Genomic DNA, 23,167 nt, shown 5'->3' with positions numbered 1-23,167 from the left:
GTTTACGACAAACAGCTCCCCTTTTACAAGGTTGGGAGCTGTTTGGTTCAATCCTTGTGCGGCATTTTATTCTTCCAGATCCATTGCAAAAGCGACTTGTTCAACCAAGGGTTGGAATCCGGCTTCTTTTAACAGACCGAGAAGAAAGTCATTGGAGGTGGGCAGGTTAAAAGCGGAACGGGACAGACTTCCGGGCAGGAAGAGGGGGCGGAGGGCTGCTTTCATCACCCCTTCTCCGTCCGGATGGTCGGGAAGGACATTCGCTTGGAGAAGTGTAACAGCCTGTAAGTATCCCTCGGAATTCGTCCCGGTCCGGTATAGGGCATAACCTACCGTTTCACGGTGTTCGTTCTCCACGATCCAGCCCTCCACACCGGCGGGGTTGGACCACTGGCACTGCCATGGAGCTTCCCAGCGGTAGAAGGAAAGGCCGGCAGCTTCTCTTGGCGGAGCGGGCCGGCAGAAATAATCGGTGTCGGATGGGAAGTTAGGGGGAGCATCCGGGTTTTCCCACCGCAGGGTGATCAGGCGGTCTGTCTCCTGGTATCCCAGTTCCCGGTAAAGGCGGAGTGCCCGTTCGTTTTGTGTGATGGCTTCAACCTGGGCGGTGGAAACACCCTCTTTCCGGTACTGTTCCAGGGCCGCTTCCATCAAGACCCTAGCGATACCCCGGCGGCGAAAACGGGGGACGATCCCGGTGCCGCCATTCCAGGCGATAAGTTGTCCCTTTTGCTCTCGTTTACCGCTCATGACAAACCCGGCGGGTTCGTTCTCTTCGAAAGCGGCGAGGGAGAGGGATGGGGAAAGCCCTTCGAGGGCGAATCGAGCTGTATATAGGTCAGGAGTAAGGGTCATATCCAGGGCATAGCCCTGAAACCCTTCATTCCAGAGCGCCGTCCCCTCCTCGGGGGACAAGCGGCTGACGGGTTTAATCCGAATCAAGGAGATCGCCTCCAAACACAGGGTGGTCAAACTTTTCTCTTCGGCATGGAACCTTGTCATTTCCTGCTCTTTCGACAGAATCCCTTGGAAGTGTTAGACTGTTGGAAAAAAGCAGCCTTTCCCGAGGGAGAGATGGTGCAAGGGAGGTCTTCGGTTGCGTATTCTCATACTGGGTGCGGGAGCGGTCGGCGGTTATTTCGGCGGACGCCTGCTGGAGAAAGGGGAGGATGTCACTTTCCTCGTCCGACCTCGAAGGAAACAGCAATTGGAAGAGTCCGGTCTGGTTATCCGCAGCGTCCATGGGGACTACAAGGCTTCGGTAAAAGCAATCACGTCGGGAGAAGACGCGGGAACGTTCGATGCCGTGGTGTTAGGTGTGAAAGCCTACCATCTTGAACGGTCTCTGGCGGATCTTCGTTCCTATGTGGGCGAAAAGACGCTGATTCTTCCCCTCTTGAATGGGGTTACCCACCTGGACCGGCTGCAAGAAGTCTTCAAACCGGAGCAAGTCGTAGGCGGGCTCTGTTTTATCGAAACGACGTTAAATGAAAAGGGAGAAATCGAACAGTACAGCCATCGACATGATGTGTATATGGGGGAGCTGGACGGATCCGACTCGGAACGGATCAACCGCCTCTTCCAAGTGTTTGACGGCGCCCGTATGACAGTGAAAAAGAGCAAGTGCATCCTGGCGGACATGTGGCAAAAGTACACCTTTATCTCCACGTTCAGCGGGATTACCTCCCTAATGAACAGCAGCATCGGCCCTGTGATGGCAGCTCCCGGCGGTCGGGAAACCGTCCGCCGCCTACTGGATGAGATTGTCGAGGTAGCCAGAAGCAAAGAGCCCGCCTTGGATGTCGAGTTGGCAGAGAGGGTCTTCACTACTCTGGAGAGTCTGGAACCAACCATGAAGTCCTCCATGTTGCGAGATATCGAGAAAGGGGGAGCCGTGGAAGCGGACCACCTCCACGGCTCCCTGATTCATATGGCCCCTGCCGGTACGGATCTCCCGCTTTTGAAGGCCGTGTATGCTTACCTCAAAACCTATGAGTTCCACCGGGTCATCGAGGGTGCTCGTTCATAACTGCCCCAAAAAAAACCTGGCTCCTAACGGAAGGAGACGGGTTTTGTCAGGACTGAAGGATGCGCAGGTAGCTTAGGCTAGGGGTGATGGATCTCGCTTTGGTTTTTTTAATGCATATGGAAAAAGGCACCTAACGGTACGTGTTGCCCGTAGAGTGCCCGGAGATACCAACCGGTTAGCTACCACTGGTTTGGACGAAAAGGTGTGCAGCTGGGCCGTTAGGTGGCTGAGTTTCCTACCGCAGAAGTTCCTCCTCGCGTTCGCCATGGGCGATAATTTCCTCTGTAGAAAGTTAGTTGGCGATAATCGTCTGGATTTGGTTAATTAACAGGTTGACGGCAACCTGGTTGTAACCGCCTTCGGGAATAATCAGGTCGGCATATCGTTTGCTGGGTTCGATGAACTGTAGGTGCATCGGGCGAACGACGGTGAGATACTGCTCGATGACCGAATCCAAGGTGCGACCCCGGCTTTTCATATCCCGTTCCAACCGGCGGAGGATGCGGACATCCGCATCGGTGTCGACAAACACCTTAATGTCCATCAGTTCACGCAGATGCTCATCCTCCAGGATGAGGATTCCTTCCAGGATGATGACATCCTTGGGGAAAATGGTGACACTCTCGGAAGCGCGGGTGTGGATGGAGTAGTCGTAGGTTGGTTTTTGGATCGGCTCCTGCCGGAGGAGCTTTTTCAAGTGTTCGATCAACAAATCGTTGTCAAAGGCGAGAGGGTGATCATAATTGGTCTTCACCCGTTCTTCCATCGGAAGGTGGGATTGATCCTTATAGTAGGCATCCTGTTCGATCAGAGCCACCGAATCGGAAAAACGCTCGCAGATATTGCGGGCGACGGTTGTTTTTCCTGATCCGCTTCCGCCGGCCACACCAATGATAATCGGTCTTTTCATGGGGATGATTCCTTCCTGTCTCTCCGCTGGGATAGGTACAATAAACCTCCGCTGATGATAGCAATTTAAGGGGATTTTTTCAAGGCAAACCCTACAGCAAACCTTATTTTCCTCCAAAGACAAAAAAAATAGGCCCTCCAGCGGAAAGCCGTTTTGAAATCATGTCTATTTGCATGGCTTCAGTGGGCTTGGACTCTAACCTATCGATAGACGGGTGTTCCCAGAATCCCCGGCCTATGACAGAGTGTCAACCGTTAATCACATCCCCGCCGTTGGGGTGAATGACTTGCCCCGTAATGTAGCTGGAGTCGGTGGAAGCCAGAAAAACGTAACTGGGGGCCACTTCAGCGGGTTCCCCTGGACGTCCCATCGGAGTTTCCTTGCCAAAGTGTTCCACATGATTCTTTGAGAATGTCGCGGGAATGAGCGGAGTCCATATGGGCCCGGGCGCCACTCCATTCACCCGAATTCCTTGGGAGACGAGGGATTGGGACAGGGAGCGAGTAAAGGAAACGATTGCTCCCTTTGTAGCAGAATAGTCGATTAACAAAGGGTTCCCTCGGTAGGCAACCACCGAAGTGGTGTTAATAATGCTGTCACCTGCCTGGAGATAGGGCAGTGCCGCCCGGGTTAGATAAAACACCGAGTAGATATTGGTTTGAAAGGTACGCTGGAGTTGCTTTGCATCGATGTTTTTCAACCCTTCTTCATCGGGATGTTGTTCCGCTGCATTGTTGACTAGAATATTGAGCTTTCCCAATTCCTCTACGGTTTGTTTAACCGCATCTTGGCAGAACTCTTCTTTTCCCACATCTCCGGCCAACAAGAGACATTGGCGTCCTTCCTGTTTCACAAGGGATTGGGTTTCTTCTGCATCATCATGTTCGTCGAGGTAGACGATGGCGATATCCGCTCCCTCTTTCGCAAAAGCAACAGCTACCGCTCGGCCAATGCCGCTATCTCCGCCTGTAATCAGAGCGACCTTATCCTTAAGCTTTCCGCTTCTGTTTCTGTGGAGGTTGAAGAGTGTCCTTTTCAGAAGCCATGGTAACCCTCCTGCTGGGTTGTAGTCCTTAACTTTGGAATAGCCTGCATTCGCAGGCTATTCCCAGGATCTCGTGAGGATTCAGTTAACCCAAATTTGATCTCAAGAAGCTTTCACCCAATACGCCGCTTCATTACTGGCGGGATCCGGTGGAAACTGTTCATTTTTCTCAAGTTTAATGGTCTCTTCACCTTGTGCTGACTTTGAGGTGTCATGGACCAAACCGGCCAGTTCATACTTAGCCGTTTCGGGGGCTTTTTCCCCGGTTTTAAACCGTTCCGATCCGGAGTTCCTTCCGGAACTCCCACTCCCTGTTGCAGGGTTGCTTCGCTGGGAGGCTCTTTTTTCCCCACCTTTTTGTCCGATGTCCTGATAGAACTCTTTGCCTCGTTCTTGGGAAACGGTTTCCCCGCCCTTTTGCCCAATATTCTGGTAAAACTCCTTGTCATGCTCTTGAGAGGTGGTTTCCCCGCCTTTTTGTCCGATGTCCTGATAGAACTCTTTGCCTCGTTCTTGGGAAACGGTTTCCCCGCCCTTTTGCCCAATATTCTGGTAAAACTCCTTGTCATGCTCTTGAGAGGTGGTTTCCCCACCTTTTTGTCCGATGTCCTGATAGAACTCTTTGCCTCGTTCTTGGGAAACGGTTTCCCCGCCTTTTTGCCCAATATTGTGGTAAAACTCCTTATCGTGAGTCTCGGAGGTTTTCTCTCCGCCTTTGCGCCCGGCTTCTTCCAGGCTCATCCTCTTTTTACGATCGTTTTTTGCCATCCTTAATCTCTCCCCTCTTTGTTTTCTAGTATTCACTTATCACGGTTCTTTTGGCTTTAAACGCCTTTTTGCTAGAAAGATAAAATTCATCTTTTTTTCTGCTTTTGGATAAGGATTTAGCATGGGGATGGGGGCGCTTTTTTCAGCTTTTTATTCTTTTCAGTTTACCTTTTCGGTACCAATCCAGCACGGCTTGACCGTCGCTGGGTTCTCCATCGGGATACTCGATTGGAACCAAAGCGAAAAAAGCATAGTAGAAGGAAAAGTAGGCGAACTGATAAAAGGCGTTATGGGTTCCCAGAATTCCTGTCCAGATCAAGGTATTCAGCAGCACGATACTCAAAAGGTTGAAAAGCGCTCCGCCTAGATAAATCCATAGGGCTTTGTGGCGGCGGGGGGTGGGCAAGTCTTCAAAATCGCAGGTTCCGTACCAGAAGTAAATCTTCCGGATTTCAACCATTCCCAACCGCCCCAGGACTGATCCGCATCCGACGATAATCCGGGCGTTTTTCGCCCCGAAAAGCCAAGCAAAAAAGAGGTGGCCTAGCCCGTGAATCAAGGTGACCAGGGGGAGCACGACGAAAAACGCTAGGAAGAACGTACCGAGATCTGTCCAGTCAAACAACAAATCCCCGCCTTTCTATTTTTGTTTGATCATAAAAACAAACCTTTGAAAGTCTCCCCCCAAAAAGGGTAGAGATTCTAAGGTTTGTTTGAAAGCAATGAATCCTTATGGACCAAATTCATTCCCTAATCGACCGATGCTAAACCAGGGTTCTTGTGTATGTAGGAAGAGCCATTTTTCCCTATCAAACGGTCATAACGAAACCGCACAGATTTCTGTGCGGTTTCCGTTAGCATATTCCCAGGCGTAACGTTACTTTGCCTGAGGTCCGGCGTTCCGGATTGCTTCGCTGATATGGGTGAATTTTGTGAAGTTCTCCTGGAAACGATGAGCGAGCTCCTTCGCTTTGTTGTCATAGGCGGAAGGGTCGGACCAGGTGTTTCGGGGAAGAAGAAGTTCCACCGGGACGTCGGGACAATAGTTGGGAACCTGAAGCCCGAAAGCTGGATCTGGGGAAAAGGCCGCCTCTTCTAGACTGCCGTCCAAGGCGGCTTTCACCAATGCTCGGGTGTGTACCAGTTTCATCCGGCTGCCTGTTCCGTAGGGTCCGCCGGACCATCCGGTGTTGACCAAATAGACGCGGGCATGGTGACGCTCAATCTTTTTCCCCAGCATTTCCGCGTAGATCCTTGCTGGCCGAGGTAAGAAAGGTGCACCAAAGCAAGTCGAGAAGGTGGCTTCCGGTTTGGTAACCCCCCGTTCAGTTCCTGCCAACTTGCTGGTATAGCCGGACAGGAAGTGGTACATCGCCTGTTCCGAAGTAAGGCGGGCAATTGGGGGCAGGACACCGAAGGCGTCGGCGGTCAGGAAGAGGATAACATCCGGATGGCCGCCAACACCGGGGATACGGGCACCGGGGATGTGCTCGATGGGATAGGCGGCTCGGGTATTTTCTGTTAACAAGGTGTCATCAAAAAGGGGAGTCCGCTGGTCATCGACGGCGACGTTTTCCAGGACGGCACCAAAACGGATCGCATTCCAAATTTGGGGTTCCTTTTCCCGGGAAAGGCCAATGCATTTGGCATAACAACCGCCTTCGATGTTAAAGATGCCGTTATCCGACCAGCCGTGTTCGTCATCGCCGATGAGGCTGCGACCGGGATCGGCGGACAGCGTGGTTTTCCCGGTGCCGGACAAGCCAAAGAACAAGGCGGTGCTTCCATCGCCTCCCATGTTGGCGGAACAATGCATCGGGAGAACGTCGCGATCCGGGAGAAGATAGTTCATGACACTAAAGACGGATTTTTTTATTTCCCCCGCGTATTGGGTTCCCCCGATCAGAATGACGCGGCGTTCCAGGCTGACGACGATAAAGGTTTCCGAATGCGTCCCATCTCTTTCTGGATCCGCTTTCAAGCCGGGGGCGCTGATAATGGTGAACTGGGGTGAGAATCCTTCTAAATCGGAGGGTTCGGGGCGGATAAAGAGTTGTCGGGTAAAGAGGTTGTGCCAAGCGTATTCATTAACCACGCGGATGGGTAGCCGATATTCTCTGTCGGCACCAGCAAAGCCATCAAAGACAAAGACATCCCGGTTGCGGAGGTAGTCCAGAACTTTTCCGTACAGGTCTTCAAATACGTTCGGATCCATCGGCTGATTAACCGGTCCCCAATCTATGGTGTCTGACAGGGAAGGTTCCTTTACTAGAAACTTATCTTTGGGAGAACGACCGGTGTACTTTCCGGTGAGTGCACGGAATGCACCGGAAGAGGTAAGAATGCCTTCTCCCCTTTGTACGGCTTTCTCCACCAATTGCGAAGTGGATAAATTTTGGTAAACCGGACCCTCCAGTGTGTACTTCATCCAGTTACTCACATCCGCTTGGGTTTTCATCGGTCCATCCTTTCCCTATAGTTATAACATATCATATCATTGAGTTCCGTTAGTGGTGAAGCTGACGGGAAAAGTATAACACATTTCGTGTTTTCAGGGGAATGGTATGTTTGATAAAAAAGGGTGGAGGAGTGGATATTGGACTCCTGCCCCATTGACTTCACCCAAAATAAGTGGTATCTTCATACAGAATGAATATGATTTCGGGAGTGTTTGAATGAGTCAGCTAGCGGAAGGATCCGTCGTGAGCGGAGAAGTGGTCGCCATTAAACCCTTCGGGGCCTTCGTCAAATTGGAAACCGGAGAGACGGGTCTTGTCCATATCTCTCAAATCTCCGCGAAGTTCGTTGAAAAGGTGGAGGACGAACTCACTGTCGGGGATACCATCAAGGCGAAAGTGCTCTCCATCGACTCTTCAGGGAAGATTTCTCTGTCCATCAAAGCGTTGACGGATGACCGTCCGCGTGGCGGAGGACGGGGGCGTCGAGGTGGAGACCGTCGGGGTGGACCCGGTGACTTCGAGGATATGATGAAAAAATGGATGAAGAGCAGTGAAGAACGCCTGAGCGCGTTGGCGGCCAAGCAGAAGAAGGGTCGCTAAGATATAGATCACCGACACCTTCCGGTCCCCGGAAGGTGTTTTTTTATACGGCATGGGCCAACTTCAGGTCGTTCATCTAGGCGGAAAGTTGCCGAGAATAAGCGGACAGTTAGGGAAAAGGAGTTTTTTGAAAACTACTATAATGGTAGAATCAATAAAGTGTGGTTCGCATTCCCGGGATGGCTTGGGATCCGATCCGTATCTTAAAGAGGGAGAAAAGGTGATGTCCTTGGAAGGGAAAACATTGGGAGGACGTTATGACATCCTTGGACGTCTTGGCGGCGGGGGAATGGCTAGCGTCTACTTGGCCCAGGACCAGCTCCTTAAACGTCGGGTAGCGGTGAAAGTGATGAATGCTTCCCTTGGCTATAACGGAGAATTTGTCCGCCGTTTTAATCGGGAGGCCAAAGCGGCTGCCAGCATGTCCCACCCCAATGTGGTGAATGTTTACGATGCAGGGAAAGACGGGTCCACTCATTACATGATCATGGAATATATGGAAGGTGCTTCGCTGATGGATCTCATTCAGGAACGGGGATCCCTTTCGCCAGAAGAAGCGATCGCCATCGCGATCCAAATTTGTAATGGTCTTGCCCATGCCCATCAGCATGGAATTGTCCATCGAGACATTAAGCCCCACAATATTATGTCTACCGCGGACGGACAGTTCAAAGTGGGTGATTTCGGAATCTCCCGCCCAACCGATGCGACCGCGATCACCAGAACAGGCTTTGTGATGGGCTCCGTTCATTACTTCTCTCCGGAGCAAGCGAAAGGCGGGGATGTTGGCCCGCAGAGCGATTTGTACTCCCTGGGCGTGGTTCTCTATTACATGGTGACGGGGAGGCTTCCCTTCGATGGGACAGAAGCGATCGCCATCGCCCTCAAGCATCTCCAGGAAACGGTTCCCGATCCCCGGAGGTGGAACGCATCTCTGGGCGAAGGGCTCTGTCGGGTGATTCGTCGGTCCATGGCCAAGTCAGTTAGAGATCGGTACCGCACTGCGGAGATGATGAAAGAGGATTTGCAGCGGGCTCTGGAAGACGACGGTGTTGGAGAAATACCCTTCGTTCCGCCCTCCGATCAGGAACTTGACAAGAGGGGGAGCCGGAGGCGAATAGCCCTTCATAATCGGATAAAGTCCATAGGAGCCATGGTAAAACCGGGCTGGGATCGGCTGTTCGCAAGCTTTTTCCAAAAGAAACGGTTGAGATGGGGAGTAGGGGGGCTGGCCGCTTTCCTATTTCTAATGGTGGTAATCGGTGGGTTCCTGTTAAATCAGGACAATGGAGGCACCGCTTCCGACGGGCAAATGGTCACGGGGAACCATGAAGGCTATGCGGCAGATGATAGGGAGAACAAGGACAAGAAAGAGAAGCCTAGCTCTGAACAAAAAGAAGAGGAGAAACCTGAGCGGGAGAAGCCGGCCCAACCTCTCAAGCAGAAAAATTCGGGAGGGGGTAACCATGACTGGCGGAAGGAAATCCCTCCCTCCACTGACGGCAATGATACCTTTAGTAATTTCGTTCATACAGGGAGAGGCGGGGACTACACCGTCAATATGGATGTCAAATCACCGCCGGGTCAAGTTTTTTACAATCTCTATGTGGTGGATAAGTACGGGAGCGAAAAAGTATTGGATAGAGAAGCAATCCCACACAACGGAACCGAAGAGGAATTCACCCCGGTCCAATTTTCCGTCCATTCCCCCCGGATTCTAAGGGAAGAGGGGATGGTCAAGATCACGCTGTTTCGAGAGGACCTCGAATCTGGCCGTTCGGACATCATCAGTTATGTTTTGGAAATGAACGAAGGGTAAAAAGGGTTCCTCATGATAAGATGATCCAAAACCCCGCTGGGTAGAATTTCTTTATCCAGCGGGGTTTTCTCATCGTGGAGGCCTTTTTCATCCTACTTCACGTAAAAGCATTTTTGAAAAACTGGTAAAATGATAGAATCAGAAGCGTGGATCGGTTTTTTCCAACGTCATAATGAGGGAGAAAAGGTGATGCCCTTGGAAGGGAAGATATTGGGAGGGCGTTATGAGATCCTTCGGCGCCTAGGCGGCGGAGGGATGGCTACCGTCTACTTGGCTCAGGATCAATTTCTCCAACGCCAGGTGGCAGTGAAGGTGATGAATGAATCCCTCAGCCATGACCGGGATTTTGTCCGCCGTTTTGCTCGGGAAGCCAAGGCGGCTGCCATCATGTCCCATTCCAACGTCGTTAACGTTTATGATGTAGGCAGAGAAGGTTCTGTCCATTACATGGTGATGGAATATATGGAGGGCGCTTCACTGATAGATCTCATTGAAGGACGGGGGGCTTTGTCGGAGAAAGAAGCGGTGTCCGTTACCATCCAGATCTGTGACGGCCTTGCCCATGCCCATGAAAAGGGGATTGTCCACCGGGATATTAAGCCCCATAATATCATGTCCACGGCAGGCGGGCAGTTTAAGTTGGGGGATTTTGGGATTTCCCGGCTGAACGGAGCTTCCACGATTACCCAGACAGGCTTTGTGATGGGTTCAGTTCACTACTTCTCTCCGGAACAGGCGAAAGGGCGGAATATCAGCCATCAAAGCGACCTGTACTCTTTGGGTGTGGTTCTCTTTTACATGGTGACGGGGAAGCTACCCTATGACGGGGAAGAAGCGATTGCCATCGCCCTGAAACACCTACAAGAACCGATCCCCGATCCACGTCTTTGGAAGCCGGAGCTATCCGAGGGGCTATGCCATGTCATTACCCGTTCGATGGCTAAGTCCACCGATGAGCGCTACCAGACAGCGGAAGAAATGAAAGCAGACCTGGAAAGGGCTCTAACAGGCTTTTGGCAGGGAACTCAGCCCTTCGCTATACCACCTGAACCGGAAATAACAAAGTATGGATTATCCGAGGGAGAATCTTCGTACTCTTCGGGCTCCATTCCAAGCCGGATGAAGAAATCTGGCAGAAATGCGTCTAGGGCCCGCCGCCCCTGGCAGAGGAAACGGTTGTGGTTCGCGATTGGAATAGCACTCCTTTTGTTTATATTCGTTGTCAATGCAATTCAGGGAGCTGGAAACGATCCGATAGAAGCTTATCGGGATCCCGTCACGGAGCAGCAGCAAGCCGATACCGGGGACAGCGAGGGACCTGAAGAAGAAATTCAAACGGAAGAGCCGGAGCCGGATCGGGAAAAAGCGGACAAAAAGCCGGAGGAAGAATCAGCTCAGGGAAATCCGGCCCAACCTCCAGAGGAGGAAAAGCCGGAGAATGAAGGATACAATTGGCAACAAGACCGGCCTTCCGGCGCGGATAACAGCAGCTTTCGCTCCTTTTCGCGCAGCGGGTCCGGCGGATCTTACGATGTCCAGGTGGATGTGAATGTACCACCAGAGCAACAAGTCAGGTATGATGTCTATCTGTCGGACCGAAACGGCAAACAGACGGTTAGCCGTAATAATCCGGTACAGGTCGACGGCGACGGACAGAATTTTACCAGGGTCTCTTTTCCCGTTTCCTCTGATATGCCCGATGGGGACGGCATCATAAAAATACGCCTTTACCGGATTGATCCCGGCTCGGACTCGGAAGTGGATGCCACAGAATATCTCCTTGAACAAATCGGGGGATAATCATAGAGGTCAGACGTTCGGTTTTGAAATCAGACCCTGCCACTGGGTCCTCCCTCTGGGGGTATGATATAACTGAAAGGGATACGAAAACGGGATGAGGAGGAGGAGTATGGATCGATTGCAAAGGGAAATCATCGAAGAGATGGGCGTTCAGCCTACTATCGACCGGGATGGGGAAACCCGGAAACGAATCGACTTCATCAAAGGGTATCTGAAGCGGACTGGGGCCAACGGATTGGTGTTAGGGATTTCCGGTGGACAGGATTCTTCCCTTGCTGGTCGCCTTTCTCAAATGGCGGTAGAGGAGCTTCGGCAGGAGACGGGTGGGAATTATACCTTTATTGCCATGCGTCTTCCCTATGGTGTGCAGAAGGACGAGGAAGACGCTCAGCGAGCCCTCCGTTTCATCGCGCCGGACCGAACCCTTACTGTTAACATTAAGGAAGCGGTGGACGCCTCCGTGAAAGCCTTCCGGGAAGGCACGGGAGAACCGTTGTCCGATTACGTGAAGGGGAACGCCAAAGCCCGGGAACGGATGATAGCCCAGTATAACGTAGCTGGCCAATACGGCCTGCTTGTGGTGGGAACGGACCATGCCGCTGAGGCAGTGACCGGCTTTTTCACCAAATATGGCGACGGAGGCGCCGATCTGGTTCCCCTTTTCGGCCTTAATAAGCGGCAGGGGAAAGAACTCCTAAAGCATCTGGGAGCAGAACCGGCCATTTACCAAAAGCTCCCTACCGCCGATCTATTGGATGAAAATCCAGGGCAGGCGGATGAGGCGGAACTAGAGCTCACCTATGAAGAGATCGACGACTATCTGGAAGGAAAAGAAGTCGGTAAAGAAGCCGTCCGCAAGATTGAGGGGAGGTTTCTTGCCACCCGCCATAAGCGGACGGTTCCGGTATCCGTGTTGGATGACTGGTGGACCGAGTGAGGGAATAAGGCCCACAAGGGGCTTGAAACTGCTGACAAAGTCCTTCTGCACAAAAAGGTGAGCCGGTTTCCGGTGAAGCGCCTGTTAGCCCGACAACCCAGTGGAGTGTCCGGAAGCTTCAACCGTTTTTCGGCCACACACGCTTTTCCTTTGGCCGATGGTTGAAGCCGGAGGATACGGAGCGGACAGACCTAACATCTGCGGGAGGAACATCTGGCGCGGAGTCGGAAATCCGGCTCGCCCCTCTTCTGTGGGGTTTGTCAACAACCTTAGGGCCCGCAAGGGCCTTTTTTGTTTCTCTCGTATCAAAAAACCCCTGCTTCCACCAAACGGAGCAGGGGTTTTCGAGCTTTCGACTATTTTTTTTTCCTCACAATAACAAGCGAGGGAGCACGATTCCGGTTGAGGAGGCGGTAATGGGCCGAATCGAAGAAACGGGGATCCAGGGTAGTGAGGCGCTCCAAAACGGCGGAGGCTTCCTCTTCTCCGCCGGGGTGACCGGTATAAAGAACAAGGGTGAGTGTTCCTCCCGTAGCTATTAGGTTGAGCGATTGGTCGACGGCGGTAAGGGTGGTTTCCGGGAGTGTAGTGATGGAGGGGTCTCCTTGCGGGAGGTAGCCCAAATTAAACATTACTGCTTGAACGGATGGCACATTTGTCTCGGCAAGGGTTTCCGCCAGGCGGTGGTGGCCTCGCTGAAAGAGAGAAACTCGGCTTTCTACACCGGCTTCGATGAGGAGAGAGCGGGTTTGGTTCAGGGCCTGTGCCTGAATGTCGAAGCCGAAAACCCGACCTTTAGCTCCCACCGCTTTCGCCAGAAACAGGGTATCGTTTCCGTTGCCGACGGTGGCATCAACGGCAACCGCCCCTTCAAATAAAGACTCCTTCACCCAGGCTTTGGTGAAGGAGAGGATAGAAGAGAGGTTCATCCGACAGAGGTCCTCCCCACAGGTCCGGTACGCACAGGCAGGGGGGTGGTCATGGATGGGTTCCACTGTTTCCCCTGCCAAGAAGCCCGGTGTTTCAGCTCACTGTCGATGGCGTGGAGAGACTCCCACTTTTTCGTACTCCACAAGGGTCCGATCATCAGGTCGGGGGGGCCATCGCCGGTGACCCGATGGATGATGACCGAGGGATGAAGCATTTCCAACGTATCCACTACCAGGTTGACATAAGTTTCCCGGTCGAGGAATTGAAGAAGTCCTTCCTTGTACTGCTTCACCATCTGCGTTTTTTTCAGAAGGTGGAGAGAATGGATCTTGATTCCCTGAATGTCCATGGCGGCACAGGCACGAGCCGTTTCCAGCATCATCTCCGTGGTTTCCTGGGGAAGGCCGAAGATGATGTGAGCGCAGACCCGGATGCCCCGGGCACGAAGCTTGGTTACAGCATCCAGGAAGCAAGCGTAGTCATGGGCCCGATTGATCAGATCGGAAGTAGACTCATGGATCGTTTGCAGGCCCAGTTCCACCCACAGATAGGTCCGTTGGTTGATCTCTTCGAGGAGATCTAAAACCTCATCGGGGAGACAATCGGGACGGGTGGCGATGGAGAGTCCGACGACACCGGGTTGTTTCATAATCACTTCATACATGGGACGCAGCTCCTCAGCAGGTGCGTAAGTGTTACTGAAGGCCTGGAAATAACCGATATACTTTGCCTTCGGCCATTTCCGGTGCATCCGTTCCTTCACCTTGTTGAACTGCTCCACCAGGTCATCCCGGCGTCGACCGGCAAAATCCCCGGAACCGAGGGGACTGCAGAAGGTACATCCCCCGACTTTACCAATAGTGCCGTCCCGGTTTGGACATGAGAAGCCGCCGTCTAGCGGAACTTTAAAGATCTTCTCTCCGAAAGTGCTTCGGAGATGGTGATTCCAAGTATGATACCGCTTCTCCCCCCAGAGGAGAGGGATCGCTTGCGGTTGATTGGCATTCATGGATATCCATCCTTTTCACTGCAAGTTCACCCCCTATTATATCATTGCGACGAGAAAACCCCTAAATCCATTTATGGGGATGAAAGCGAGCGTCGAAGGAGGGAGGGCAGATTGAATCCCATGTTTGATTCTTTGCCTTTCGGGAAATCCAATACTAGTTCAGAAGGCGATTCCCTAACAATGAAAGGAGTCGATTTCTCGATGGAACAAGACATTAAAACCTTGATCGACGGACTGAACGAGGACCTCGCTTACGAATATGCCGCTGCCATCACTTACACCTATAACGCAGCGACGGTTTCAGGCTTAGCTCGTCCCATGCTGAAAAGTTTTTTTGAAGGGGAAATTCAGGATGAAATGAAACACGCCAGCTACCTTTCTGAAAAGATTGCTTCATTGGGAGGTACCCCTGTCGTCAAACCAGCCGAAGTGAAACAAGCGAGTGATGTAAGGGGCATGCTGGAATACGCCATTGCTGAAGAGGACGCAACGATCAAGCGTTATATCAAACGGATCGAACAGGCCGAAGCAGCTGGTCAGCACGGCCTCAAGATTGAACTGGAAGGCATGGTGGCTGACGAATCGAATCACAAGGAAGAAATGCAACGCCTGCTGAAAGATCCCCGTCTTTCCTGAAATGAATACCCTTATCCGAGGGAGGTCGTATCCAATACGGCCTCCCTCGTTTTTTCTGTTCACGGAAAGGTATAGCCGCTGTCGGAAAGGGGTGATACACTGGACAGACAGGGAATTTCGACAAAAGATTTCCTAGTTCGGTGTAACCATGCAGCAATTTGCCCGTATGACTGAATGAATCGATTACCGAAAGGGGTTTCTTATGGTGAAAAAGCTCTTATCTTTTACGTTTATCGCCCTTCTATCGCTTGGCCTCGTAGCATGCGGCAGTCTGACCGGAGCCGGTTCCGACAATAAGGAAGCCAACCCCGAGGAAAAAAAGGACTGGACGGTCGGTGAAGTAATCGCCCAAGTAGAAAAGAAGAGCCAGGAAGAAAAGGGTATCAGTTATGACATGAACGGAAATCAGATGTTTACGGTAAAGGTGAACGGAGACGAAGAGAACATTGCCATGAACTACGGCATGAAAATGGATTACCTAAACGATCCCCCATCCATGCATATGAAGGGGACCATGAAGACGGAGGAGCAAAAGCTTCCGGTGGAGATGTACCTCGTGGATAACACTCTTTACCAGAAAGCAGGACCCGAGAAATGGTTGAAATCGAAAGCCACAGGCATGGAAGCCGTGCAGGGTGCGGGCCAGGTTCAACAACCTTCAGAATCCGTAAAGCAATTTCAGAAAGTATTGGATAAACTGACAGGTGGCAAGGAAGCTGGCCCGATATCGATGAAGGAACAATCTGATGGCTTCCTACTGAAGATGGATCTGAAAGGCGAGGACATGAAAAAAGTCATGAATGACTTGGTGAAGCAGATGAAAGCCAGCCTGGAACCCCAATTCCAGCAAAGTGGATTGCCAATTAATTCTAAGGACATCAAGATCACTCATTTTTCCCAAAGCGTCCTGATCGACAAAAAAACCTTCAAACAGAAAAAAATTAATCAGGTTACCTTCATGGAAATCCTGATTAAGGATAAAGGCAGCATTGAAGTAGAACAGACGATGCAAATGAAGGATGCCGGTAAGTTTGAGGGGACGATTACGGTCCCGAAAGAGGTAAAAAGCAAAGCTGAGGAAATGTGATGCATTAACCCGTTCCAAAAACCCCGTCCTTGAAAGGACGGGGTTTTTACCCTGCAAAAACATCTGTACCATTATATTCTTCTCTTCTGTTTCAATGCTGTATTATTGCATTTAGCTCGGTATTTCCAAAGTGTTGACGGATAAAATTCCGAGGTGTATCATTTCAGTTGTAAACCTGTTGTCACAGGTGGAAGAGACAGAAAAAAGACACCAGATACAAGCAGGATTGGTTGGTCGCTGCTTTGTTCGACAGGTTTTTTGCAAGGTCAGGTCGGGTAGTGTTTCAATTGGAGTTTTTCGAAAGGGACTTCGGGGCGATTTGCCCGCTTTTCGCATGTCTTGTGCCAGAAAAGAGAAGTCTAACGGAATGGAAACCACTGCCTGGCCTTCCCGCCCGAAAGGGACCACCAAAGAAGTGAGGTGTATCCATCGTGCCTAAAGTGATGGAGTTAAAACAGGGAACGGAAATGTTCCAAATCCTGAACGAAAACGGCGAAATCGTCAATGATCAAAAGGCACCTGACCTTTCCGACGACGAGCTGAAGGACATCTACAGTTGGATGTTGCGCATCCGTACCTTCGACGGACGTGCGATCAAGCTGAACCGCCAGGGGCGGCTCGGTTTTTATGCACCGATGGCCGGTCAGGAAGCATGTCAGATCGCTTCCATGGCAGCCCTGAAGAAGAGCGATATGCTGTACCCCAGCTATCGGGATGTAGGAACCGCGATGTATCACGGCCTTCCGATGGAGAATGTCTTCCTGAATTCCCGCGGCCAGATCACGGGGATGAAGACACCAGATGACGTGAATGCTTACCCACCGCAGATTATCATCGCCGCTCATGTCCTCCATTGTGCCGGGTCTGGCTGGGCGTTCCGGCTGAGAGAGGAGGATCATGTGGCAATCGCTTTCTTTGGTGATGGGGCCACCTCCGAAGGGGATTTCCACGAAGGTCTCAATTTTGCCGGTGTCTATGACGCCAATTCTATTTTCTTCTGTCAGAACAACCAATACGCCATCAGTGTGCCCTTCCATAAGCAGACGCGGGCAGAGACGATCGCTCAGAAAGCTGTGGCCTATGGCATCGCCGGTATCCGTGTCGACGGTAATGATGCACTGGCTGTCTACCAGGCGACCAAGGATGCTGCCGACCGTGCCCGTAAAGGAGAAGGCCCGACTCTCATCGAAGCCGTCACATACCGCGTCGGCCCCCACACCATGGCTGGCGACGATCCGGGTCGGTATCGGACCAAGGAAGAGGAAGAAGGATGGACTTCTAAGAAAGATCCTCTCAAGCGTCTTCGCCAATACCTGGATTCGAAGAACCTGTGGTCCGATGAAGAGGAAGAGCGCGTGAAAGAAGAAGTCCTCAACGAAATGAACGAAGCGATCAAGAAGGTAGAGAAAGCGCCGAAGGGAACAGTCTCCGAACTGATCGACGATCTCTACGCTGAAACGCCGGCAATCCTCAAAAAACAAAAAGATGAATACCTCTCCTGGAAGGAGGGCAAATAATCATGGCCACCATGACGTTAATTAAAGCTATCAACGATGGTCTCCGCGCGGAGATGGAACAAGATGAAAATGTGATCGTACTCGGTGAAGACGTAGGGGTCAATGGTGGCGTGTTCCGGGCGACTGCCGATTTGTATCAGAATTTCGGCGAAAAACGCTCTTTCGATACCCCCCTCGCTGAATCCGCCATCATCGGAGCGGCGATTGGCCTGGCAAACCACGGCTTCCGCCCGGTACCCGAAATCCAGTTTGCCGGTTTTGTTTACGAGTGCATGGATCAAATCGCCACACAGGCTGCGCGAATCCGGATGCGTTCCGGCGGTCGATTTACGGCTCCAATCACGATTCGCATCCCTTATGGCGGCGGTGTGAAGACGCCGGAAATGCACTCTGACAGCCTGGAAGCCCTCTTCATGCACAGCCCGGGGGTAAAGGTGGTTGTTCCCTCCAACCCCTACGATGCGAAAGGGCTTCTGATCTCCGCTATCCGCGATGAGGATCCGGTGATCTTCTATGAACCGATGAAACTGTATCGCTCCATCAAGGCGGATGTACCGGAGGAAGCCTATACGGTTCCCCTGGGTAAAGCTAATGTGGTCAAAGAAGGATCCGACGTCACGCTGATTGCCTATGGTTCCATGGTTCATGTGGCGGAAAAGGCGGCTGCTCAGGCAGAAAAAGAACGCGGTGTGAAAGCGGAAGTCATTGACCTTCGGACGATCTCTCCCTTCGATCTGGAGACGATCATCGGCTCCGTGAAGAAGACCCATCGGGCCGTGGTCATCCACGAAGCCCCTCAGACCGGCGGTGTTGGTGCAGAGCTGACTGCACGCATCAACGAAGAAGCGATCCTTTCTCTGGAGGCCCCGGTGGTCCGTGTGACCGGCTTTGATACTCCGTACCCGCTGACCGCGATCGAAGATGAATACTTACCCTCAGTGGAACGAGTCTGCGCCGGGATCTATAAAACACTCGACTTTTGATCGGATATCCAATCTGAAAGGGGGTTCCAACCTTGGCATTTGAATTTAAATTGCCTGATGTGGGTGAAGGTATCCACGAAGGTGAAATCGTCAAGTTCCATGTCAAAGAAGGCGACTCGATCAATGAAGACGATGTGCTGGCGGAAGTTCAGACAGACAAGGCAGTCGTCGAAATTCCTTCTCCAGTGACAGGAACGGTGAAGAAGCTGAACGCTGGTGAAGGGGAAGTTGTGGAAGTGGGTTCTGTCCTAGCCGTGTTCGAGACCGATGATGCTGGAGCCGATGAAGGCGGCGAAGAACAGCAGGAAGAGAAGGAAGAGCCTAAGACAGAGGATAAGCCGGAGAGTAAGAAGGAAGAAACTACAGCCAAGCAAACCGAGGCACCGAAAGCTGCCGGTCGCGATGTATTGGCTATGCCCTCCGTGCGGAAAAAAGCGCGGGAGATGGGTATTGATATCGGAGAAGTGGAAGGTTCCGGTAAAAACGGTCGCGTAACCTTAGAAGACCTGGAGAATTTCAAGGACGGAGGCGCGAAGAAAGAAGCCCCGGCCCCTGAGATTTCCAAAGATGAAGAGAAGCAGGAAGCCGCCAAGGAAGAGAAAAAGGCAGCCGCACCCATTGCCCAAGGTGATGAAGAGCGGATGCCGCTTCGGGGAATGCGCCGAACCATCGCAAAGCGGATGGCTCAAAGCGTGTACACGGCACCTCATGTTACCGTGATGGAAGAAATCGACGCTTCCGAATTGATCGAGGTGCGGAAGTGGGCCAAACCGGTGGCCGAGCAAAAGGGAATTAAGCTGACCTACCTTCCTTTCGTGGTGAAGGCGCTCACCGCAGCTCTGCATGAATTCCCGACCTTGAATGCTTCGATCGATGACGAGAAGGAAGAAATCGTCATCAAGAAGTACTACAACATGGGGATTGCCACCGCAACGGAAGACGGCCTGGTGGTACCCGTGGTTAAAAATGTGGACCGCAAGTCGATCTTTACCCTGGCCGATGAAATCCGGGAAGTCGTTGACCGGACCCGCAACCGGAAAGCTGGTGTCGATGAACTGAAGGGTAGCACCTTTACTATCACGAACATTGGTTCCTTCGGCGGTCAGTATTTCACACCAATCATCAACTATCCGGAAGTAGCGATCTTTGGTATGGGTAAGATGGCGGATCGTCCGGTTGCGATCGACGGTGAGGTTGTCATCCGACCGATGATGAACGTCTCCCTGTCCATCGATCACCGCTTGATCGACGGCGACGTGGCTGCGCGCTTCCTCAACCGTGTCAAAGAGTTGCTGGAAAACCCGAAACTCTTGATGATGGAGATGAATTAATATGGTAGTAGGAGATTTCGCGAACGAAGTCGACGTCTTGGTCGTCGGGGGCGGCCCTGGCGGATATGTCGCCGCCATCCGTGCTGCTCAGCTGGGGAAAAAAGTGACGCTTGTGGATAAAGCCGAGCTTGGCGGGGTTTGCCTTAATCGGGGTTGCATCCCTTCTAAAGCTCTGATCCACGCCGCGGACGAAGTGAATAAAATGAAGAACTCCTCCCATATGGGGATTGAAGTAGACGGAGTCAAGATCAATTTCCCCGACATGATCAAGTGGAAGGACAGTGTAGTCAAAAAACTGACCGGTGGCGTCGGGTCTCTATTGAAAGGAAACAAGGTGGAAGTGGTTCAGGGTGAGGTATACTTCACCGGCGAGGATACCTGTAAGGTGGCTACCGAGAGCAACAGCACCACCTATCAGTTTAACCACTGCATTCTGGCGACGGGTTCCCGCCCGACCCAAATCAAAGCGTTGCCTTTCGACGGAAAGAAAATTATTTCCTCCACCGAAGCCCTTAACCTCACGGAACAACCTGCCAAGATGATCGTTGTCGGCGGGGGCTATATCGGCCTGGAGCTGGGAATCGCTTATGCTAAGCTGGGTACCGAAGTGACCATTCTGGAGGGAATGGACTCCATTCTTCCCGGTGTGGATCCTTCCATGTCCCGTATGGTGAAACGGAATCTGAAGAAGCTGGGCGTCGAAGTGGTCACCAATGCGATGGTCCAGAAGGCTGACAAGTCCGGGGATGGTGTCACGGTCCACGCTGAAGTGAAAGGTGAAGAGAAGTCCTGGAGTGCGGACAAAGTGCTGGTTTCCATCGGTCGCACTCCCAACACCGACGAACTGGGCCTGGACCAAGCTGGCCTTGAGGTAGATGAGCGTGGCTTTATCGCCCATGACGAGCAAATGCGAACTAAGAATGAAAAAGTCTTTGTCATCGGTGACATCGCTGGCCAACCCATGTTGGCCCATAAAGCCAGCTATGAGGGTAAAGTGGCTGCCGAAGCCATCGCCGGTGAGCCCAGTGTGGTTGATTACCGTGCGATGCCCTATGTCATCTTCTCTGACCCAGAATTGGCCTATACTGGCATGACCGAGCAGGAAGCCAAAGAAGCGGGCTATGAGGTGGCCGTCAGCCGCTTTTCCTTCGCCGCCAATGGCCGTGCCCTTTCCCTGGATGCAGCTGACGGCTTCTTCCAGGTCGTGGCCGACAAGGAGACGAAACAAATCCTGGGCGCGCAAATCGTTGGCCCTGAAGCTGCTAGCCTGATTGCTGAAGTGGTTCTGGCTATTGAGATGGGCGCTAACGCCGAGGATATCGCCCTTACCATTCACGCTCACCCCTCTCTTCCGGAAACCTTCATGGAAGCAGCAGAAGGCATTATGGGCAATGCGATTCATATGGTGAACAAATAACCAACCAGATTCATACTCGGGGCTACGGCCCCGGGTATTTTTTTGTGTGTAGAAAAACCAAACGGCTTTTCCTCCCGTCAAACATGGGGAAAAGCCGTCATAAAGGGTACGTTTTTTTTATTGTCTGCTCGACAAGTGAGCCAGCCGGCGGTGGCTTTGTCATTTGTCTTTTTTTTTGATAAGGTATCAATGGATCTTGTTTTTGACAGCCGTCCCGGCTTGCATGGCCGGGGCGGTTTTTTTCTTGCGCTTGAGCAGGAAGTGGGGGATGATTCCTGGCGGCACCGGCAGTTCTTCCCTGCTCTTGGCGGCAGAGAGCAATGATTTCTTAGACATGATGAGCCCTCCTTTCGGGGGTATAAGGGTGATATCAGGAGAAAGATCTCCCTACTACAAAGATAAACCCTTCTCACGTGGTGTCAATAGCCAATTTAGCCAAATATGGCGGATGATTCGTGTTCGTGCTTTTACACACGCCACTTTGCGCCGGAAAACGAGTTTCTTATTGACAAATAACCCCTTTTTTGCGGTTAGAAACTTTTTTTGTGGAGATCTATGCATGAATTCGGGCAGGAGCATGGGGCGGGGGTGTGGAAAAGAAAGCCGTGGAAGGAAGACCACGGGCAGGAGGTAGAATTTCATTGCAAACGTCCATCACCATCGAAGTACGACCCACAGAAATTGACGTAATGGGTCATGTTAACAATGCCAAATACCTGGAGTACATGGAATGGAGCCGAGAGGATTGGTATAACAAGGTGAACCTCCCTTTCGATACATTGACGGAGATGAATGTGGGGACGGTCACTGTTAACATCGACATCAATTATCGAAAGGAAGCCCTACTGGGCGAACACTTGACGGTTACAACTGAACCGGTTAGAAAAGGACGGACCAGTTATGTGTTGAAGCACGTTATCCACAACGGGGAGGGGGAGCGGGTGGCCGATGCCGAGGTAACCAGTGTTACGATTGATCTCAAGGCGCGAAAGAGCGTACCGATTCCGGCAGAATTGGGAAAGGCCTTTGAATGAAAGCCGCTGGATAGAAAAAACGAGTACCTCCCTGGTTGTTCGCGGGGGTACTCGTTTTTCCCTTCGGGTACATTATCCTTGATTGGATTTTAGCTCTCTCAGTTCTTCGAGTATGCCTTCCAATTCCATCATGGTTAGGTTTCCCTGTTTTTTTTCGACCATGCGATACAAGTCGAGTACTTCATCGTAGGCGTCCAGGCTGTAGTCTTCTGGTTTAATCAGGCCGGCATTGACCAGCTTCAGGTGGGTTTTGATCCCGTTGATCATGAAATCGAGGTTTTCCCGGCTTGGGTTTTCCAGGTTCATCGGTTGGCTCCTTTCCCGTCACTCTTCCTGTACTATTGTAAAGGAAACAGCGTTAAAATCCCACCGCCACGACTAAGCATGTAGGAACTTTCCCGAGGAGGTGGTTTTGTGAAGGAGAAGCGGAAAGGGTTTCATTCTCCCCTCTTTATACAGTTTCTTTATCATTTCAATCGGGATCGGGATTATTACGAATGTCATGAGGTGCTGGAAGAACTATGGATGGAGGAAGGGCGCAACCCTCTGTATCAGGGCCTCCTCCAGGTGGCTGTCGGGCTGTATCACCACCGGAACGGCAATGTGAATGGTGCCCGTAAACTGTTCCGAGGGGCTTTGTCCAAGCTTGAACCCTTTCCTGAGGATGCTTTGGGCATCGATCTCAGCAGATTGCAGAGACAGGCGAAGGAATACCTGGAAAGATTGGAACGCTTCGATGATGCTCCATTTGGCTTGGATGTGTTCACGATCACGATCGTGGATCCCGTCCTGGATGAAGCGGTGGAGGCTGTGGCGAGAAGGGTAGGCGAGGGAAAAGGAAGACAGGAAGGCTGAA

Annotated in this window: 22 protein-coding genes and 2 pseudogenes; 13 read left to right on the top strand and 11 right to left on the bottom strand. The window is 51.9% G+C overall.

Annotated features, from left to right (window positions below):
• Positions 1 to 66: 66 nt before the first annotated feature.
• The gene (locus tag ACFOUO_RS06020) at positions 67 to 942 is read right to left on the bottom strand and encodes a GNAT family N-acetyltransferase (RefSeq protein WP_380703156.1); all 876 of its coding nucleotides are present in this window, start codon (positions 940 to 942) and stop codon (positions 67 to 69) included.
• Between the two features lie 154 nt (positions 943 to 1,096).
• Between ACFOUO_RS06020 and ACFOUO_RS06015 the strand changes: the two genes are divergently transcribed.
• Positions 1,097 to 2,029 (top strand): ketopantoate reductase family protein, encoded by a 933-nt coding sequence (locus ACFOUO_RS06015; RefSeq protein ID WP_380703154.1) that lies wholly within the window; start codon positions 1,097 to 1,099, stop codon positions 2,027 to 2,029.
• Between the two features lie 292 nt (positions 2,030 to 2,321).
• Here the strand turns inward: ACFOUO_RS06015 and udk are convergent, their stop codons facing one another.
• From udk to pckA, 6 genes and pseudogenes are all read right to left on the bottom strand, one after another.
• Entirely contained in the window at positions 2,322 to 2,948 is a 627-nt protein-coding gene (udk, locus tag ACFOUO_RS06010) for a uridine kinase (protein ID WP_380703289.1), read from the bottom strand.
• A gap of 238 nt (positions 2,949 to 3,186) precedes the next feature.
• Positions 3,187 to 3,942 (bottom strand): annotated as a pseudogene (locus ACFOUO_RS06005) (SDR family oxidoreductase); the annotation flags it as partial.
• A gap of 144 nt (positions 3,943 to 4,086) precedes the next feature.
• Positions 4,087 to 4,350: a YjzC family protein gene (locus tag ACFOUO_RS06000; RefSeq protein WP_380703287.1), complete on the bottom strand. Its 264-nt coding sequence runs from the start codon at positions 4,348 to 4,350 to the stop codon at positions 4,087 to 4,089.
• A gap of 42 nt (positions 4,351 to 4,392) precedes the next feature.
• Positions 4,393 to 4,752 (bottom strand): annotated as a pseudogene (locus ACFOUO_RS05995) (general stress protein); the annotation flags it as partial.
• 142 nt (positions 4,753 to 4,894) lie between these two features.
• A complete protein-coding gene (locus tag ACFOUO_RS05990; protein ID WP_380703153.1) occupies positions 4,895 to 5,377 on the bottom strand; it encodes a hypothetical protein in 483 nt (160 codons plus the stop codon).
• Between the two features lie 252 nt (positions 5,378 to 5,629).
• Positions 5,630 to 7,210, bottom strand: coding sequence for a phosphoenolpyruvate carboxykinase (ATP) (gene pckA, locus ACFOUO_RS05985; RefSeq protein ID WP_380703151.1), 1,581 nt, complete (start codon positions 7,208 to 7,210; stop codon positions 5,630 to 5,632).
• Positions 7,211 to 7,427: 217 nt separating this feature from the next.
• Between pckA and ACFOUO_RS05980 the strand changes: the two genes are divergently transcribed.
• From ACFOUO_RS05980 to nadE, 4 genes are all read left to right on the top strand, one after another.
• Positions 7,428 to 7,811 (top strand): S1 RNA-binding domain-containing protein, encoded by a 384-nt coding sequence (locus tag ACFOUO_RS05980; protein WP_380703149.1) that lies wholly within the window; start codon positions 7,428 to 7,430, stop codon positions 7,809 to 7,811.
• Between the two features lie 223 nt (positions 7,812 to 8,034).
• Complete coding sequence (locus ACFOUO_RS05975) at positions 8,035 to 9,630, top strand: protein kinase domain-containing protein (RefSeq protein WP_380703147.1); 1,596 nt, start codon at positions 8,035 to 8,037, stop codon at positions 9,628 to 9,630.
• A 189-nt stretch (positions 9,631 to 9,819) separates the two neighbouring features.
• Positions 9,820 to 11,430: a protein kinase domain-containing protein gene (locus ACFOUO_RS05970; RefSeq protein WP_380703144.1), complete on the top strand. Its 1,611-nt coding sequence runs from the start codon at positions 9,820 to 9,822 to the stop codon at positions 11,428 to 11,430.
• Between the two features lie 109 nt (positions 11,431 to 11,539).
• Positions 11,540 to 12,367 (top strand): ammonia-dependent NAD(+) synthetase, encoded by an 828-nt coding sequence (nadE, locus tag ACFOUO_RS05965; protein WP_380703142.1) that lies wholly within the window; start codon positions 11,540 to 11,542, stop codon positions 12,365 to 12,367.
• 356 nt (positions 12,368 to 12,723) lie between these two features.
• On the opposite strand, the gene ACFOUO_RS05960 is transcribed toward nadE, so the two are convergent.
• Both ACFOUO_RS05960 and ACFOUO_RS05955 read right to left on the bottom strand, forming a co-directional pair.
• Positions 12,724 to 13,296: a class I SAM-dependent methyltransferase gene (locus tag ACFOUO_RS05960; protein ID WP_380703140.1), complete on the bottom strand. Its 573-nt coding sequence runs from the start codon at positions 13,294 to 13,296 to the stop codon at positions 12,724 to 12,726.
• Positions 13,293 to 14,306: a TIGR01212 family radical SAM protein gene (locus ACFOUO_RS05955; RefSeq protein ID WP_380703139.1), complete on the bottom strand. Its 1,014-nt coding sequence runs from the start codon at positions 14,304 to 14,306 to the stop codon at positions 13,293 to 13,295. The genes ACFOUO_RS05960 and ACFOUO_RS05955 overlap by 4 nt, the downstream gene beginning before the upstream one ends.
• A gap of 201 nt (positions 14,307 to 14,507) precedes the next feature.
• Here ACFOUO_RS05955 and ACFOUO_RS05950 point away from each other — a divergent pair, with 201 nt between their 5' ends.
• The 6 genes from ACFOUO_RS05950 to lpdA all read left to right on the top strand — a co-directional run bounded on the left by ACFOUO_RS05950 (position 14,508) and on the right by lpdA (position 21,277).
• Positions 14,508 to 14,942: a ferritin-like domain-containing protein gene (locus ACFOUO_RS05950; RefSeq protein WP_380703137.1), complete on the top strand. Its 435-nt coding sequence runs from the start codon at positions 14,508 to 14,510 to the stop codon at positions 14,940 to 14,942.
• A 205-nt stretch (positions 14,943 to 15,147) separates the two neighbouring features.
• Positions 15,148 to 16,029, top strand: a complete 882-nt coding sequence (locus tag ACFOUO_RS05945) for a DUF6612 family protein (protein WP_380703135.1) — start codon at positions 15,148 to 15,150, stop codon at positions 16,027 to 16,029.
• A 443-nt stretch (positions 16,030 to 16,472) separates the two neighbouring features.
• On the top strand, positions 16,473 to 17,546 hold the full coding sequence (gene pdhA / locus ACFOUO_RS05940; RefSeq protein ID WP_380703285.1) for a pyruvate dehydrogenase (acetyl-transferring) E1 component subunit alpha: 1,074 nt from the start codon (positions 16,473 to 16,475) through the stop codon (positions 17,544 to 17,546).
• A 2-nt stretch (positions 17,547 to 17,548) separates the two neighbouring features.
• Positions 17,549 to 18,529 carry an alpha-ketoacid dehydrogenase subunit beta gene (locus ACFOUO_RS05935; protein WP_380703133.1) on the top strand — a complete coding sequence of 327 codons (981 nt, stop codon included), beginning with the start codon at positions 17,549 to 17,551 and terminating at the stop codon, positions 18,527 to 18,529.
• A gap of 32 nt (positions 18,530 to 18,561) precedes the next feature.
• Positions 18,562 to 19,860, top strand: coding sequence for a dihydrolipoamide acetyltransferase family protein (locus ACFOUO_RS05930; protein WP_380703131.1), 1,299 nt, complete (start codon positions 18,562 to 18,564; stop codon positions 19,858 to 19,860).
• 1 nt (position 19,861) lies between these two features.
• Positions 19,862 to 21,277: a dihydrolipoyl dehydrogenase gene (gene lpdA, locus ACFOUO_RS05925; RefSeq protein ID WP_380703129.1), complete on the top strand. Its 1,416-nt coding sequence runs from the start codon at positions 19,862 to 19,864 to the stop codon at positions 21,275 to 21,277.
• A gap of 186 nt (positions 21,278 to 21,463) precedes the next feature.
• Here the strand turns inward: lpdA and ACFOUO_RS05920 are convergent, their stop codons facing one another.
• On the bottom strand, positions 21,464 to 21,613 hold the full coding sequence (locus tag ACFOUO_RS05920; protein ID WP_380703127.1) for a hypothetical protein: 150 nt from the start codon (positions 21,611 to 21,613) through the stop codon (positions 21,464 to 21,466).
• A 305-nt stretch (positions 21,614 to 21,918) separates the two neighbouring features.
• Between ACFOUO_RS05920 and ACFOUO_RS05915 the strand changes: the two genes are divergently transcribed.
• A complete protein-coding gene (locus ACFOUO_RS05915; RefSeq protein WP_380703125.1) occupies positions 21,919 to 22,311 on the top strand; it encodes an acyl-CoA thioesterase in 393 nt (130 codons plus the stop codon).
• Between the two features lie 72 nt (positions 22,312 to 22,383).
• Here the strand turns inward: ACFOUO_RS05915 and ACFOUO_RS05910 are convergent, their stop codons facing one another.
• On the bottom strand, positions 22,384 to 22,617 hold the full coding sequence (locus ACFOUO_RS05910) for a DUF1128 domain-containing protein (RefSeq protein WP_380703123.1): 234 nt from the start codon (positions 22,615 to 22,617) through the stop codon (positions 22,384 to 22,386).
• 108 nt (positions 22,618 to 22,725) lie between these two features.
• On the opposite strand from ACFOUO_RS05910, the gene ACFOUO_RS05905 reads away from it, so the two are divergent.
• A complete protein-coding gene (locus ACFOUO_RS05905; protein ID WP_380703121.1) occupies positions 22,726 to 23,166 on the top strand; it encodes a DUF309 domain-containing protein in 441 nt (146 codons plus the stop codon).
• Position 23,167: the final 1 nt, after the last annotated feature.

It is taken from the genome of Salinithrix halophila, from assembly GCF_042650125.1.
Lineage (GTDB): Bacteria > Bacillota > Bacilli > Thermoactinomycetales > DSM-45169 > Salinithrix > Salinithrix halophila.
This window is presented reverse-complemented; position numbering and strand designations above follow the sequence as displayed.

Bases quoted from the DNA above. Each gene is read 5' to 3' on its own strand.
- pckA (WP_380703151.1), bottom strand. From the start codon at position 7,210: ATGAAAACCCAAGCGGATGTGAGTAACTGGATGAAGTACACACTGGAG.
- ACFOUO_RS05980 (WP_380703149.1), top strand. From the start codon at position 7,428: ATGAGTCAGCTAGCGGAAGGATCCGTCGTGAGCGGAGAAGTGGTCGCC.
- ACFOUO_RS05975 (WP_380703147.1), top strand. From the start codon at position 8,035: ATGTCCTTGGAAGGGAAAACATTGGGAGGACGTTATGACATCCTTGGA.
- ACFOUO_RS05970 (WP_380703144.1), top strand. From the start codon at position 9,820: ATGCCCTTGGAAGGGAAGATATTGGGAGGGCGTTATGAGATCCTTCGG.
- nadE (WP_380703142.1), top strand. From the start codon at position 11,540: ATGGATCGATTGCAAAGGGAAATCATCGAAGAGATGGGCGTTCAGCCT.
- ACFOUO_RS05960 (WP_380703140.1), bottom strand. From the start codon at position 13,296: ATGAACCTCTCTTCTATCCTCTCCTTCACCAAAGCCTGGGTGAAGGAG.
- ACFOUO_RS05955 (WP_380703139.1), bottom strand. From the start codon at position 14,306: ATGAATGCCAATCAACCGCAAGCGATCCCTCTCCTCTGGGGGGAGAAG.
- ACFOUO_RS05950 (WP_380703137.1), top strand. From the start codon at position 14,508: ATGGAACAAGACATTAAAACCTTGATCGACGGACTGAACGAGGACCTC.
- pdhA (WP_380703285.1), top strand. From the start codon at position 16,473: ATGGAGTTAAAACAGGGAACGGAAATGTTCCAAATCCTGAACGAAAAC.
- ACFOUO_RS05935 (WP_380703133.1), top strand. From the start codon at position 17,549: ATGGCCACCATGACGTTAATTAAAGCTATCAACGATGGTCTCCGCGCG.
- lpdA (WP_380703129.1), top strand. From the start codon at position 19,862: ATGGTAGTAGGAGATTTCGCGAACGAAGTCGACGTCTTGGTCGTCGGG.
- ACFOUO_RS05920 (WP_380703127.1), bottom strand. From the start codon at position 21,613: ATGTCTAAGAAATCATTGCTCTCTGCCGCCAAGAGCAGGGAAGAACTG.
- ACFOUO_RS05910 (WP_380703123.1), bottom strand. From the start codon at position 22,617: ATGAACCTGGAAAACCCAAGCCGGGAAAACCTCGATTTCATGATCAAC.